We start from the raw sequence: 13,768 nt of genomic DNA, 5'->3' as shown, positions 1-13,768 counted from the left end.
CCCGGGGGTGACGTCAAGAGCGTCTTCGTACGCGAGGGTGTAGGTGCCGCGTTCCGACCATCCGTCCGCGGCGGCTCAGCTGTCCCCGCTAGGAAGAGAACTCTCAGACCATGTCCTGGCTGTCCAGAATCAGCCTCAAGCAGCGTGCGCTCATCGCCCTGATGGCCGTCGTGGCCGTCTTCTTCGGCGCGATAGCGATACCCCAGCTGAAGAAGACCCTGCTGCCTCCGATCGACCTCCCGATCGTCTCGGTGATCGCCCCCTACCCGGGCGCCGCCCCGGACGCGGTGGAGAAGCAGGTCGTCGAGCCGCTGGAGGACGGCCTGCAGCGCGTCGACGGCATCACCGGCGTGACCGCCACGGCCTCCGAGGGCTCCGCGGTGCTGATGGCCCAGTTCGACTACGGCAACAACACGGAGCGGCTGACCGCCGACATCCAGCAGGCCGTCAACCGGGTCCGTCCGCTGCTGCCGGACGACGTCGACCCGCAGGTCGTCGCCGGGTCCACCGACGACATCCCGGCGGTGGTGCTGGCCGCGTCGTCCGAGGGCGACGACAACAAGACCCTCGCCGACAAGCTCGACACCTACGTGGTGCCCGCCCTGCGCGACATCGACGGCGTCGGCCAGGTCGCCGTAGACGGTGTGCAGCAGCGCGCCGTCACGGTCACGGTCGACGACGCGAAGCTCGCGCAGGCGGGTCTGAACGGCGCCGCCGTCAGCCAGGCGCTCCAGGCGGGCGGCGTCACGCTGCCGGCCGGCGCGTTCACCGACGGCGGGGTCAGCAAGACCGTCCAGACCGGCGGCGGCTACACCTCCCTGGACCAGATCAAGGAACTGCGGGTCGCCCCCCAGGGCGACCAGGGCAAGATCGTGCGTCTCGGTGACGTCGCCGAGGTCGCCGAGCAGCCGACGGACATCGTCTCCGTGACCCGGACCAACGGCACGCCGAGCCTGGGCGTCGTCGTCACGATGGGCCAGGACGGCAGCGCCGTCGCCATCTCCGACGCGATCAAGGACAAGCTGCCGGACCTGGAGAAGGACCTCGGAGCGAAGGCCGAGCTGACCGTGGTCTCCGACCAGGGCCCGCAGGTCTCCGAGGCCATCTCCGCGCTGTCCACCGAGGGCCTGCTGGGTCTGGCGTTCGCCGTCGTCATCATCCTGGTGTTCCTGGTCAGCCTGCGCTCGACGCTGGTGACGGCGGTGTCCATCCCGCTGTCCGTGCTGATCACGCTGATCGTGCTGTGGACCCAGGACATGTCGCTGAACATGCTCACCCTGGGCGCCCTGACCATCGCCATCGGCCGCGTCGTCGACGACTCGATCGTGGTGCTGGAGAACATCAAGCGCCATCTCGCGTACGGCACGGAACGCACGCAGGCGATCGTCACCGCCGTCCGTGAGGTCGCCGGCGCCATCACCGCCTCGACGCTCACCACCGTTGCCGTGTTCCTGCCGATCGGTGTGGTCGGCGGTCTGGTCGGCGCGTTCTTCGGCCCGTTCTCGATCACCGTGACCGTGGCCCTGCTCGCGTCGCTGCTGGTGTCGCTGACGGTCGTACCGGTGCTGTCGTACTGGTTCATGGGCTCGCCCAAGACCGACGGGCAGAGCGTGGAGCAGATCCGCGCCGACGCCGAGGCCAAGGAGGCGGGCAGCGTCCTGCAGCGGTGGTACGTGCCGGTCCTGCGGTTCGCGACCCGGCGCCGGCTCACCAGCGTGCTGATCGCGGTGGCCGTGCTCGTCGGCACCTTCGGTCTGGCGCCGCTGCTGAAGACCAACCTCTTCGACCAGGGCGAGCAGCAGGTTCTGAGCATCAGCGAGAAGCTGGAGCCGGGCACCAGCCTGGAGGCCGCCGACGCCGCCGCGAAGCAGATCGAGGCGATGATCGGCAAGACCGACGGCATCGAGGACTACCAGGTCACCGTCGGCTCGTCCGGCTGGATGGCGGCCCTCGGCGGCGGTACGGGCGCCAACCAGGCCTCGTTCCAGATGAAGCTGAAGGAGGACGCGGACTCCACGGCCGTCGTCGGCGACCTGCGCGACGGGCTGAAGAAGCTCGGCCCCGGCATCGGTGAGGCCACCGTCGCCGAGGGCGGCAGCTTCGGCAACCAGGACCTCAAGGTCGTGGTGAAGGGCGCCGACGAGAAGAAGCTGCGTACGGCGTCCGAGACGGTCCGCAAGGAGGTCGCGAAGCTCGACGACGTCACCGATGTCACCTCCGACCTGGCGCAGAGCATCCCGCGCGTCACGGTCAACGCCAAGCCCGCCGCCGCGGAGTACGGCCTCAACGAGACGACCCTCGGCCAGGCCGTGACCCAGGCGGTGCGCGGTGCCAAGGCCGGCGAGGCCACCATCGGCAACACCAAGCTCGATGTGCTGGTGAAGTCGGAGAAGGGCGCGAAGACGGAGGCGGAGCTCAAGGCGCTGACCCTGATCACCAAGGCCGGTCCGGTGAAGGTAGGCGACATCGCCACCGTCCGGACCGTCCCGGGCCCGGTGCAGAAGACGCGGATCGACGGCGCGCTGTCGGCGACGATCACGGCCAAGCCGGTCGGCGACAACACCGGAGCGGTGTCCCAGAACCTCACCAAAAAGCTCGACGAGCTGAAGAAGGACCTCCCCGACGGCGTCACGGTGTCCACCGGGGGCCTGGGCGACGACCAGGACGAGGCGTTCACCAACCTGGGCCTGGCGATGCTCGCCGCGATCGCGATCGTCTTCCTGCTGCTGGTCGGGACGTTCCGCTCGATCATCCAGCCGCTGATCCTGCTGGTGTCGATCCCGTTCGCCTCCACCGGCGCGATCGGTCTGCTGGTGATCACCGGGACCCCGCTGGGTGTGCCGGCGATGATCGGCATGCTGATGCTGATCGGCATCGTGGTCACGAACGCGATCGTGCTGATCGACCTGATCAACCAGTACCGCGATCAGGGCTACGGCGTGATCGAGGCGGTCGTCGAGGGCGGCCGGCACCGGCTCCGCCCGATCCTGATGACGGCCCTGGCCACGATCTTCGCCCTGACCCCGATGGCCCTGTCCATCACGGGCAACGGGGGATTCATCTCGCAGCCGCTCGCCGTCGTGGTGATCGGCGGTCTGGTGTCGTCCACGCTGCTCACGCTGCTGCTGGTGCCGACGCTGTACGCCATGGTGGAGCTCGGCAAGGAGCGCCGCCGCGACAAGAAGGCGGCCAAGCGGGAGAAGAGCGCCGCGGCGGAGCTGAAGGACGCGGCGATGGAGCTGTCCCAGCTCTGACGCGTCCCACGCCTCAGCCGGAACCCGCCGGCGGAGCCCCTGTGGCCCCGCCGGCGGGTTCTCGCGTTCCCGTCACAGAAAGCCCCCCGACGGTATCCACGGCCGCGGCGGCCGCATCCCGCGCAGACAGACGAAGCCGGACGTCCCGAGCGTCAGACCGGCCGCCAGGCCCACGTCGACGGCCCACTCCTGCTCGGCGGTCAGGCCGCCCACCGACACCGGGCTGTCGGGCCCGTAGCTGAGGAGGGCCGCGGTGAGCAGCCGGGTCGCGATCCGGCCGGAGGTCGCCGAGAGGCATTCGATCCAGCCGTCGCCCAGATAGCAGTAGCCGCTGCCGGCCAGATCGTCCGCGACGATCAGCCGGTAGTGCCGCATCAGCTCCTCGTGGTCCGGCCCGTGCGCCCCGCCCCGCCGCGCCCGGTCCACCGAGTCCAGCATGTCCCGGTGCTGCGGGCCGCCCGCTATCACCGGACCGTCCGGCGCCGCCAGCCGCGCCGGGTCGACGGTGCCGGACAGCTCCATCGCCGGATGCACGGTGAAGCCCGCCGCCCGGTACGAGCGCACGGCCGCCGGATGCGCGGACGCGAGGATGATCCCCCGCAGACACCCCCGGCCGTGCGCGAGGGTCCGCGCCAGCAGCGCCTTCCCGACGCCCTTCCCCTGCGCCTCGGGCGTCACGCCCAGGAACGACAGCCCCCAGGTCCCCTCCCGCGCCGACGACACGGCGGCCCCCACGGTCCGCCCCCGACGGTCCAGCGCCAGCCAGCAGCCCCCGGGGTCCGTACGGGCGAAGTGCCGGGCGCGGCTCAGATGCCGGATCACCCGGGTCTCGGGCCAGTCGTCGACCGACGACCCGAAGGCGGCCGCCTTCATGGCGTTGACGGCCTCGGCGTCGTCCCGGCTGTCACGGAGCTGGCGAAGGATCACTCGGTTTGCCTCGCGCTGTCTCACCCGATGCCCCGGCCGCCCTGCTTGTCCGGCCGGGGGTCCGGGGGCCATCCCCCGGAAAAGCGGTACGCCCCCTATCCAACACCGGGAAAGGGGGCGTGAGCCAAGCGAGTTGGCGGTCCGTTACGGCAGCGCCAGCATCCGCTCCAGGGCCTGCTGCGCGTAGGCGGCGGTCTCCTCGTCGACCTCGATCCGGTTGACGACCTTGCCGTCCGCGAGGGACTCCAGGGCCCAGACCAGATGCGGGAGGTCGATGCGGTTCATGGTCGAGCAGAAGCAGACCGTCCGGTCGAGGAAGACGATCTCCTTGTCCGGGTGCGCCTTGGCGAGCCGCCGGACCAGGTTCAGCTCGGTGCCGATGGCCCACTTGGACCCGGCCGGGGCGGCGTCGAGGGCCTTGATGATGTACTCCGTCGACCCGACGCGGTCGGCGGCGGTGACGACCTCGTGCCGGCACTCGGGGTGCACCAGGACGTTCACGCCGGGGATCCGCTCACGGACCTCCCGTACCGACTCCAGCGAGAACCGCCCGTGCACCGAGCAGTGCCCCCGCCACAGGATCATCTTCGCGCCCCGCAGCTGCTCCGCGGTGAGCCCGCCGTTCGGCTTGTGCGGGTTGTAGACGACGCAGTCCTCCAGGGACATGCCCATCTCACGCACCGCCGTGTTGCGGCCGAGATGCTGGTCCGGCAGGAAGAGGACCTTCTCCCCCTGCTCGAACGCCCAGTCCAGCGCCCGCTCGGCGTTGGACGAGGTGCATATCGTGCCGCCGTGCCGGCCGGTGAAGGCCTTGATGTCGGCGGAGGAGTTCATGTACGAGACGGGGACGGTGACGCCGGCGACACCGGCCTCCGTGAGCACGTCCCAGCACTCGGCGACCTGCTCGGCGGTGGCCATGTCGGCCATCGAGCAGCCGGCGGCCAGATCCGGCAGGACGACCTGCTGCGAGTCGCCGGTCAGGATGTCGGCGGACTCCGCCATGAAGTGCACACCGCAGAAGACGATGTACTCCGCCTCCGGGCGGGCCGCGGCCTGCTGCGCGAGCCTGAAGGAGTCGCCCGTCACATCGGCGAACCGGATGACCTCGTCGCGCTGGTAGTGGTGGCCGAGGACGAACACCTTCTCGCCGAGCTTCTCCTTGGCCGCGCGGGCGCGCTCCACCAGGTCCGGGTCGGACGGCGCGGGGAGCTCGCCGGGACAGTCGACGCCGCGCTCGCTCCGCGGGTCGGCCTCCCGGCCGAGCAGCAGCAGCGCGAGCGGTGTCGGCGTTACATCAAGGTCCTGGGCGGTGGTCACGGCACCAACCCTTTCTGGTGAAGAGGCTCAGCTAGCGAACAGCTGTTCGGGGAACATGCATTTTCGTCACTATGACGTTATCTATCTTAACCTTTTCGCGTCACATTGACGACACCGCTCGCGTCAATGTGACGCATTCCCCGTTCGCCGGTATCGGAGTGAACGGCAGGTGGCTGACCGGTCCGCCCGCGATGTGCGAGCATGGGAATGAATCCGAGTCCGGGCCGGTTGGACCCGATCGGCAGCAGTCCATGCAACCCGGGAGACATGCGAATGACCGTTCAGGACGACACCAAGATCACCGACGGCATCATCCTGTCCGACGCCGCGGCGGCGAAGGTCAAGGGCCTGCTCGAGCAGGAGGGCCGTGACGACCTGGCGCTGCGTGTCGCGGTGCAGCCGGGCGGCTGCTCCGGGCTGCGCTACCAGCTCTTCTTCGACGAGCGTTCGCTGGACGGCGACGTCGTCAAGGACTTCGGCGGCGTGAAGGTCGTCACGGACCGGATGAGCGCGCCGTACCTGATGGGCGCCTCGATCGACTTCGTCGACACCATCGAGAAGCAGGGCTTCACCATCGACAACCCCAACGCGACGGGCTCCTGTGCCTGCGGTGACTCCTTCAGCTGACACCGACTGCCTGTCGCAGCAACCGCCGAGGGCGGCCCCGGGACTCCCGGGGCCGCCCTCGGCGGTTGTCGTACGCGGTACGTCAGGCCAGATGGGCCTTGACGTCGGCCGCGGCGTCCGAGCCGTACGCCTTGGTGAAACGCTCCATGAAGTGCGCCCGCTGCAGCGCGTACTCCTGGGTGCCGACCGTCTCGATGACGAGCGTGGCCACCATGCACCCGACCTGCGCCGCCCGCTCCAGGCCGACGCCCCAGCGCAGCCCGGCCAGGAACCCGGCGCGGAAGCCGTCGCCGGCGCCCGTCGGGTCCACGACCTCGGTCTCCTCCGGGCAGCCCACCTCGATCGACGGCTTCCCGACGGACTCGATGCGCACGCCGTTCTTGCCGAGCGTCGTGATCCGCGTGCCGACCTTCTCCAGGATCTGCTCGTGGGTCCAGCCGGACTTGGACTCGATCAGACCCTTCTCGTACTCGTTCGAGAAGAGGTACGTCGCCCCGTCCAGCAGCACCCGGATGCGCTCGCCGTCCATGAAGGCGATCTGCTGGGAGAAGTCCGCGGCGAACGGGATGTTCCGGGTCTTGCACTCCTCGGTGTGCCGCAGCATCGCCTCGGGGTCGTCCGCGCCGATGACCACCAGGTCGAGCCGGCCGACCCGGTCGGCGACCGTCTGCAGCTCGATGTGGCGGGCCTCGGCCATGGCGCCGGTGTAGAAGGAACCTATCTGGTTGTGATCGGCGTCGGTGGTGACGACGAACCGCGCGGTGTGCAGCATCTCGGAGATACGCACCGACGCCGTGTCCACCCCGTGCCGCTCCAGCCAGGCCCGGTATTCCTCGAAGTCGAACCCCGCGGCCCCGACCAGCACGGGCTCGGCACCGAGCTGCCCCATGCCGAAGGCGATGTTCGGTCCGACCCCGCCGCGCCGGATGTCCAGCTTGTCGACGAGGAAGGAGAGCGACACCGTGTGCAGCTGGTCGGCGACCAGCTGCTCGGAGAAACGCCCGGGGAAGGTCATCAGATGGTCGCTCGCGATGGAGCCACAGACAGCAATTCGCACGACCGGCAGCCTACCGTCCGGGCCACGCCGGGCGTGGAGACTACCGTCAGGTAGGACTTTCTCGGCCGGGGAAGGGTGCGTAACGTCGGAGATATGGCAAAGCACCTGCACCACCACGCGTCCGTCGAGGCTCCCCTGGAGCTGGACGGAGGCCTGGCCGAGCTGCGTGACGACTGCGCCCGGATGGCGCCGCACTGGACCTCGATGTCCCCGGCGGGGCAGGCCCCGCTGTCACCCGCCCGGATCCGCGAGCTCGCCCGGATCACGGTCCCCCCGGGGTCGGCCGCCCTGCTGAACGGGATGTCGGAGTACGGCGACTAGCCGGAGCTTCGTAGGACAGCTGTACGGAACCGAACGGCCCGCAGCGCCGTCCCACCGGCATGACCGGACGGACGGACGTGAGCGGCGGACCAGGCGTGGACGAACCCCGGCGTGGCCGGCTGCGGCCGGTGGCGGCTGTTGTCGTCGCGCTGGCCGCGCTGCTGGCGGGGTGCGTGACGGCCTCGGGCGGTGAGCCCTCGTCGTCGCCCTCGCCCTCCTCCTCCGACGACGGCCCGCCCGTGCTGAGGCTGGGGCCGGACGGCGGCGGGCTGTCGCAGTGGGCCGGCGTGCCGCTGAAGGCCACCGGTGAGCTGCCCGGCGGTCCGTCGTCCGCCCCGGTGTACGCGACGACCGGTGCCGTACCGGCCGAGGCCGTCGCCCGGCTGGCGCGTGCCCTCGGCGTGCGGGGGGAGCCGCGGCGGGTGGGCGGTGAGTGGCGGGTGGGGTCCGCGCTGTGGGTGGGGCGGGCGGCGGCGGGCTCCTGGACGTACGGCCGGGGCGGTGCGGCCGTCTGCGCGTACCGGCTCGGGACGGACTGTGCCGGGCCCGCGGATCCGGCGCGCTGCGAGTCGGCGACCGTGTGCACCGAGCGGGTGGCCCCGGTGGGGGAGCGGGCGGCGAAGGCCGCGGTGGCGCCGGTGCTGCGGGCGCTGGGGTACGCCGGGGCGCGGATCGACGCCGCGCGGACACAGGGGGCGTCGCGGACGGTGGACGTCGATCCGGTGCTGGGGGGACTGCCGACGTCGGGGTGGCGGACGCGGCTGTCGGTCGGGCCGGACGGGATGATCACTCAGGCCGCGGGACAGCTGACGGAGCCCGTACGGGGGGACACGTACCCCGTGGTCGGGGCGGCGCAGGCGCTGCGGGCGCTGAACGGGGCGCGGGGCGCGACGGCGGCCCGCGGGGCGGCGCCGGACTGCGCGACGCCGGTGCCGCACGCGTCCGGGAGGGTGCAGGGGAAGGACGGCGGGCTGGGTGAGGTCCAGCCGTGTGCGCGGGGGAGGAAGCCCACGCCGCTGCCGGTGTCCGGGGTGGAACTCGGGCTGGCGGTGCGGCCGGTGAACGGCAGTCCGGGGCTGGTGCCGTCGTGGCTGTTCGAGGTCCCGGGCCACGGCACGCTGACGTGGCCGGCGCTGCCCCCGCGCTACCTCGCGTCCGACCAGCCGTCGCCCTCGGCCCCCTCGCCCTCCCCGACGGCGCGCCGGGCGGTGACGCTCACGTCGTACACGGCGAAGGGCTCGTCGGTGACCGTCCACTTCTCGGGCAGCGTATGCAGCCGCTATACGGCATCGGCGACGGAAACGCCCTCGGAAGTACGAATCCTGGTCACCGGGACGGAAAAGAACCCGGGGGCGATGTGCGTAATGATCGCGAAAGAATTCACCAGCACGGTAAACCTGACCGAACCACTGGGAACCCGAGCCCTACTGGACGCCTCGACGCAAAAGCAAGTAGCCCCCCAATAGCCCGTCCGGCGTTTGAGGACGAGGCGCGCAGCGCCGACCGACGCTGGCCCCGTCACCGCTCACACGACCCGCCGTACGACAAACTCCGCCCCCCCGCCCGGAAGCGGCGATTCCCCCACATATTCCTGCGACCGCATCTCACACCACGCAGGAATATCCAACCGCGCCGCCTCATCGTCCGACAGAACGGCGACGGTCCCCCCGACGGGCACATCCCCGATCACCTTCGCCAGCTCGATCACCGGCAACGGACACCGCTTCCCCAGCGCATCCACCACCAGCTCGGACGCACCCCCCGAACCGGCGGACGCCGCAGGCGCCCCCAGCTCGGCCCGAACCGACGCGACAACCCCCGGAAGCACCGCAAGGAACCGGTCCACCTCGGAAGAAGGCGTCCCCAGCGGCAGCGACACCCGCACGTTGCCCTCCGACAGCACCCCCATCGCCCGCAGCACATGACTGGGCGTCAGGGTCGACGACGTACACGACGATCCCGACGAAACGGAGAACCCCTCCCGGTCCAGCGCGTGCAACAGCGCCTCCCCGTCCACGTACAGGCAGGAGAACGTCACCAGATGCGGCAGCCGCCGCACCGGATCGCCCACCACCTCGACGTCCCCCACCAGCTCCGGCACCGAGGCGCGGATCCGCCCGACCAGCTCCCGCAGCCGCGCCCCCTCGGCCCCGGCCTCCGCCCGCACGGCACGCAGCGAGGCCGCCGCGGCGACGATCGCCGGCAGGTTCTCGAACCCGGGGCTGCGGCCCGACTCCCGCTCGTCCACGGGCCCGGAGGCCGCGAACCGAACACCTTTCCGTACGGCAAGCAGCCCCACCCCCGCGGGCCCGCCCCATTTGTGCGCGCTGCCCGCGAGCACCGACCACCCCGCGTCCACCGGCCCCCACGCCAGCGACTGCGCCGCGTCCACCAGCAGCGGCACACCCGCGGCGGCGCACGCCGCGGCGGCCTCGGCCGCCGGCTGCACGGTGCCGACCTCGTGGTTCGCGGACTGCAGACACGCCAGCGCGGTGTCCGCGCGCAGCGCGCCGGCGAAGTCGTCCGCCGTCACCCGTCCGAGCCGGTCCACGCCGACCTCGGTCACGGTTCCCCCGTCCGAGGCGAGGGACTCGGCCGCATGGAGGACGGCCGAATGCTCCACGGCGGACACGACCAGATGCCGCCCCACCCGCCGCCGCCCGGCGAGCACGCCCGCGACGCCCCGGTGCAACGCCACCGTCCCCGAAGGGGTGAAGCTGAGCTCGTCCGGCCGGCACCCCACCGCCTCCGCGGCCGTCTCCCGCGCGGCGTCGAGCAGCAACCGGGCCCGCCGCCCCTCCCGGTACAGCCGGGCAGGATCGGCCCACCCCTCGTCCAGCGCGGCGAGCAGCGCCTGCCGCGCGACGGGGTGCAACGGGGCGGAGGAAGCGGCGTCGAAGTAGCTCACGCCGAACACGCTAACTTCCTCGTACGGCCCACGGACAGCCGCCGTTCCACCCGGCCCGCGGCCGCCGGTGCGACGGGCCCGGACCCCCGGCGGGGCGTCCCCCGGAACGGCGCAGTCACCCCTTCGGTCGCGTCCGGCCCCGTCAAGCCACCCTCCCCGAGCGACGTGAAATGCCGTCCAGTAGGGTTTGGTCCGCGTAAACATCCATACCCCTGCCCGCGCGAGCACCTTCTGAACAGGGCGCGACGTGCGGGCCGCGACTCTCGGGAAGGCGCTACGTGAGTCCCAACGGCTCCGACCGCTCCTCGCGGCGCACGATGCGGCGGAGGCTGCCGCAGGCGCTGGCCGCGGGCCTGGTCCTCGCAACCGCTACCGGTTGCTCATATACCTGGGAGGACTTCCCCCGGCTCGGCATGCCGACTCCGATCACGGAGGAGGCACCCCGGATCCTCTCCCTGTGGCAGGGCTCGTGGGCGGCGGCGCTCGCCACCGGCGTGCTGGTCTGGGGCCTGATCCTGTGGAGCGTCATCTTCCACCGGCGCAGCCGCACCAAGGTGCAGGTCCCCGCTCAGACGCGGTACAACATGCCCATCGAGGCGCTGTACACGATCGTCCCCATCATCGTCGTCTCGGTGTTCTTCTATTTCACGGCCCGGGACGAGAGCAAGCTCGTGGCGACCACGGCCAAGCCGACGCACGTCATCAACGTCGTGGGCTACCAGTGGAGCTGGGGCTTCAACTACCTGAGCGACGTGGACCCGGCGAACCCGCCCAAGGAACTCGCCGCGCTCCCGGACAAGCAGCTCGAGGCCATCCCGACCGGTGACGGCGGCGGTGTCTACGACTACGGCATCCCGGGCACGCGCAACCCGCAGAACAACAACCCCGGCCCGACGCTGTGGCTGCCCAAGGGCGAGAAGGTGCGCTTCGTGCTGACCTCGCGCGACGTCATCCACTCCTTCTGGGTGGTGCCGTTCCTGATGAAGCAGGACGTCATCCCCGGCCACACCAACGCGTTCGAGGTGACTCCCAGCCGGGAGGGCACGTACTTCGGCAAGTGCGCGGAGCTGTGCGGTGTCGACCACTCCCGGATGCTCTTCAACGTGAAGATCGTCTCGCCGGAGCGTTACCAGGCCCACCTGAAGGAGCTGGCCGCCAAGGGCCAGACCGGTTACATTCCCGCGGGCATTCCCCAGACGGAGAACGCCAGGAACGTGGAGCCCAAGAAGTCATGAGCATCCTCAACGAAACCAAGGGTGCCGCGACGGCTGACGACTCGTACGACAACGAGCTGCCCGCCCGCCGCAGGAGCCCCGGCAGCACCGTGGTCAAGTGGATGACGACCACCGACCACAAGACGATCGGCACGATGTATCTCGTGACGTCGTTCGTCTTCTTCATCATCGGCGGCGTCCTGGCGCTGCTGATGCGCGCCGAGCTCGCCCGGCCCGGCACGCAGCTGATGTCGAACGAGCAGTTCAACCAGGCGTTCACGATGCACGGCACGATCATGCTGCTGATGTTCGCGACGCCGCTGTTCGCCGGCTTCGCGAACTGGATCATGCCGCTGCAGATCGGCGCGCCCGACGTGGCGTTCCCGCGGCTGAACATGTTCGCGTACTGGCTGTACCTCTTCGGCTCGATCATCGCCGTGGCGGGCATCCTCACCCCGCAGGGCGCCGCCGACTTCGGCTGGTTCGCCTACACCCCGCTGTCGGACGCGGTCCGCTCGCCGGGTCTGGGCTCCGACATGTGGATCATGGGTCTGACGATGTCGGGCTTCGGTACGATCCTCGGCTCGGTCAACTTCATCACCACCATCATCTGCATGCGCGCTCCCGGCATGACGATGTTCCGGATGCCGATCTTCACCTGGAACGTGCTCCTCACCGGTGTGCTGGTGCTGCTGGCCTTCCCGGTGCTGGCCGCCGCGCTCTTCGCCCTCGAGGCGGACCGCAAGTTCGGTGCCCATGTCTTCGATCCGTCCAACGGCGGCGCGTTGCTGTGGCAGCACCTGTTCTGGTTCTTCGGGCATCCCGAGGTGTACATCATCGCGCTGCCGTTCTTCGGCATCGTCTCGGAGATCATCCCGGTCTTCTCGCGCAAGCCGATGTTCGGTTACATCGGTCTGATCGGCGCGACGATTTCGATCGCGGGTCTGTCCGTGACCGTGTGGGCGCACCACATGTATGTGACGGGTGGCGTGCTGCTGCCGTTCTTCTCGTTCATGACGATGCTGATCGCGGTGCCGACGGGCGTGAAGTTCTTCAACTGGATCGGCACGATGTGGAAGGGGTCGCTGTCCTTCGAGACACCGATGCTCTGGACCATCGGCTTCCTGGTGACGTTCACCTTCGGTGGTCTGACCGGTGTCATCCTGGCCTCGCCGCCGCTGGACTTCCACGTCTCCGACTCGTACTTCGTGGTGGCGCACTTCCACTACGTCGTCTTCGGCACGGTCGTCTTCGCGATGTTCGCCGGCTTCCACTTCTGGTGGCCGAAGTTCACCGGCAAGATGCTCGACGAGCGGCTCGGCAAGATCACGTTCTGGATGCTGTTCGTCGGCTTCCACGGCACCTTCCTCGTCCAGCACTGGCTGGGTGTCGAGGGCATGCCGCGGCGGTACGCGGACTACCTGGCGGCCGACGGCTTCACCGCGCTGAACACCTTCTCCACGATCAGCTCGTTCGTGCTCGGCCTGTCGATGCTTCCGTTCGTCTACAACGTCTGGAAGACGGCGAAGTACGGCAAGAAGGTCGAGGTCGACGACCCGTGGGGGTACGGCCGCTCGCTCGAGTGGACCACGTCCTGCCCGCCGCCCCGGCACAACTTCCTCACCCTGCCGCGGATCCGCTCCGAATCGCCCGCGTTCGACCTGCATCACCCGGAGCTCGCGTTCGAGGCCGAGGAGCTCGGGGCCGGCACCAAGGTTCTCGTCGGCGGAACGGAGACGGTCAAGTGAGAATCCAGGGGCACATGTTCGCCTGGCTGTCGGTGTTCATGCTGATCGCCGCGGTCGTCTACGGTGTCTGGTCCAAGGAGCCGGCGGGTACCACCGCCCTCTTCATGGCCTTCGCGCTGTCGATCATGATCGGGTTCTACCTGGTCTTCACCGCCCGCCGGGTCGACACCGGCGCGCAGGACAACAAGCAGGCGGACGTCGCCGACGACGCCGGTGAGCTGGGCTTCTTCAGCCCGCACTCCTGGCAGCCGCTGACGCTGGCCTTCGGCGGCGCGATCGCGTTCCTGAGCATCGCGATCGGCTGGTGGCTCGCGTTCTTCGCCCTCCCGTTCATCGTCCTGGGCATCTTCGGGTGGGTCTTTGAGTACTACCGCGGCGCGGACCAGAACCAGTAG

The 13,768-nt window shown here is 70.0% G+C and carries 11 protein-coding genes; 7 read left to right on the top strand and 4 right to left on the bottom strand.

All coding sequences use genetic code 11. From position 1 onward, the window contains the following. Window positions 1-110: 110 nt before the first annotated feature. On the top strand, window positions 111-3,254 hold the full coding sequence (locus SRB5_RS27565; protein ID WP_153456140.1) for an efflux RND transporter permease subunit: 3,144 nt from the start codon (window positions 111-113) through the stop codon (window positions 3,252-3,254). A 72-nt stretch (window positions 3,255-3,326) separates the two neighbouring features. Here SRB5_RS27565 and SRB5_RS27560 read toward each other — a convergent pair whose 3' ends face one another. Beyond that, the gene (locus SRB5_RS27560; protein ID WP_323378573.1) at window positions 3,327-4,181 is read right to left on the bottom strand and encodes a GNAT family N-acetyltransferase; all 855 of its coding nucleotides are present in this window, start codon (window positions 4,179-4,181) and stop codon (window positions 3,327-3,329) included. A 144-nt stretch (window positions 4,182-4,325) separates the two neighbouring features. Beyond that, window positions 4,326-5,498: a quinolinate synthase NadA gene (gene nadA, locus SRB5_RS27555; RefSeq protein ID WP_323378572.1), complete on the bottom strand. Its 1,173-nt coding sequence runs from the start codon at window positions 5,496-5,498 to the stop codon at window positions 4,326-4,328. 273 nt (window positions 5,499-5,771) lie between these two features. Between nadA and erpA the strand changes: the two genes are divergently transcribed. Continuing rightward, window positions 5,772-6,125 carry an iron-sulfur cluster insertion protein ErpA gene (erpA, locus tag SRB5_RS27550; RefSeq protein ID WP_153456138.1) on the top strand — a complete coding sequence of 118 codons (354 nt, stop codon included), beginning with the start codon at window positions 5,772-5,774 and terminating at the stop codon, window positions 6,123-6,125. 82 nt (window positions 6,126-6,207) lie between these two features. On the opposite strand, the gene SRB5_RS27545 is transcribed toward erpA, so the two are convergent. After that, window positions 6,208-7,182: a carbohydrate kinase family protein gene (locus SRB5_RS27545; protein ID WP_323378571.1), complete on the bottom strand. Its 975-nt coding sequence runs from the start codon at window positions 7,180-7,182 to the stop codon at window positions 6,208-6,210. Between the two features lie 93 nt (window positions 7,183-7,275). Here SRB5_RS27545 and SRB5_RS27540 point away from each other — a divergent pair, with 93 nt between their 5' ends. Then, entirely contained in the window at window positions 7,276-7,503 is a 228-nt protein-coding gene (locus SRB5_RS27540; RefSeq protein ID WP_153456137.1) for a hypothetical protein, read from the top strand. Between the two features lie 95 nt (window positions 7,504-7,598). Next, complete coding sequence (locus tag SRB5_RS27535; RefSeq protein WP_153456136.1) at window positions 7,599-8,969, top strand: hypothetical protein; 1,371 nt, start codon at window positions 7,599-7,601, stop codon at window positions 8,967-8,969. 59 nt (window positions 8,970-9,028) lie between these two features. On the opposite strand, the gene SRB5_RS27530 is transcribed toward SRB5_RS27535, so the two are convergent. Then, a complete protein-coding gene (locus SRB5_RS27530; protein WP_323378570.1) occupies window positions 9,029-10,411 on the bottom strand; it encodes a cysteine desulfurase/sulfurtransferase TusA family protein in 1,383 nt (460 codons plus the stop codon). Between the two features lie 278 nt (window positions 10,412-10,689). On the opposite strand from SRB5_RS27530, the gene ctaC reads away from it, so the two are divergent. From ctaC to SRB5_RS27515, 3 genes are read left to right on the top strand one after another with little or no spacing between them, the layout of a single operon-like run. Next, window positions 10,690-11,646: an aa3-type cytochrome oxidase subunit II gene (gene ctaC, locus SRB5_RS27525; protein WP_323378569.1), complete on the top strand. Its 957-nt coding sequence runs from the start codon at window positions 10,690-10,692 to the stop codon at window positions 11,644-11,646. Continuing rightward, window positions 11,643-13,373, top strand: a complete 1,731-nt coding sequence (ctaD, locus tag SRB5_RS27520) for an aa3-type cytochrome oxidase subunit I (protein ID WP_153456134.1) — start codon at window positions 11,643-11,645, stop codon at window positions 13,371-13,373. Before ctaC ends, ctaD begins: the two co-directional genes overlap by 4 nt. After that, window positions 13,370-13,768, top strand: coding sequence for a cytochrome c oxidase subunit 4 (locus tag SRB5_RS27515; protein WP_323378568.1), 399 nt, complete (start codon window positions 13,370-13,372; stop codon window positions 13,766-13,768). Before ctaD ends, SRB5_RS27515 begins: the two co-directional genes overlap by 4 nt.

The organism is Streptomyces smaragdinus (genome assembly GCF_009604385.1).
Lineage (GTDB): Bacteria > Actinomycetota > Actinomycetes > Streptomycetales > Streptomycetaceae > Streptomyces > Streptomyces smaragdinus.
This window is presented reverse-complemented; position numbering and strand designations above follow the sequence as displayed.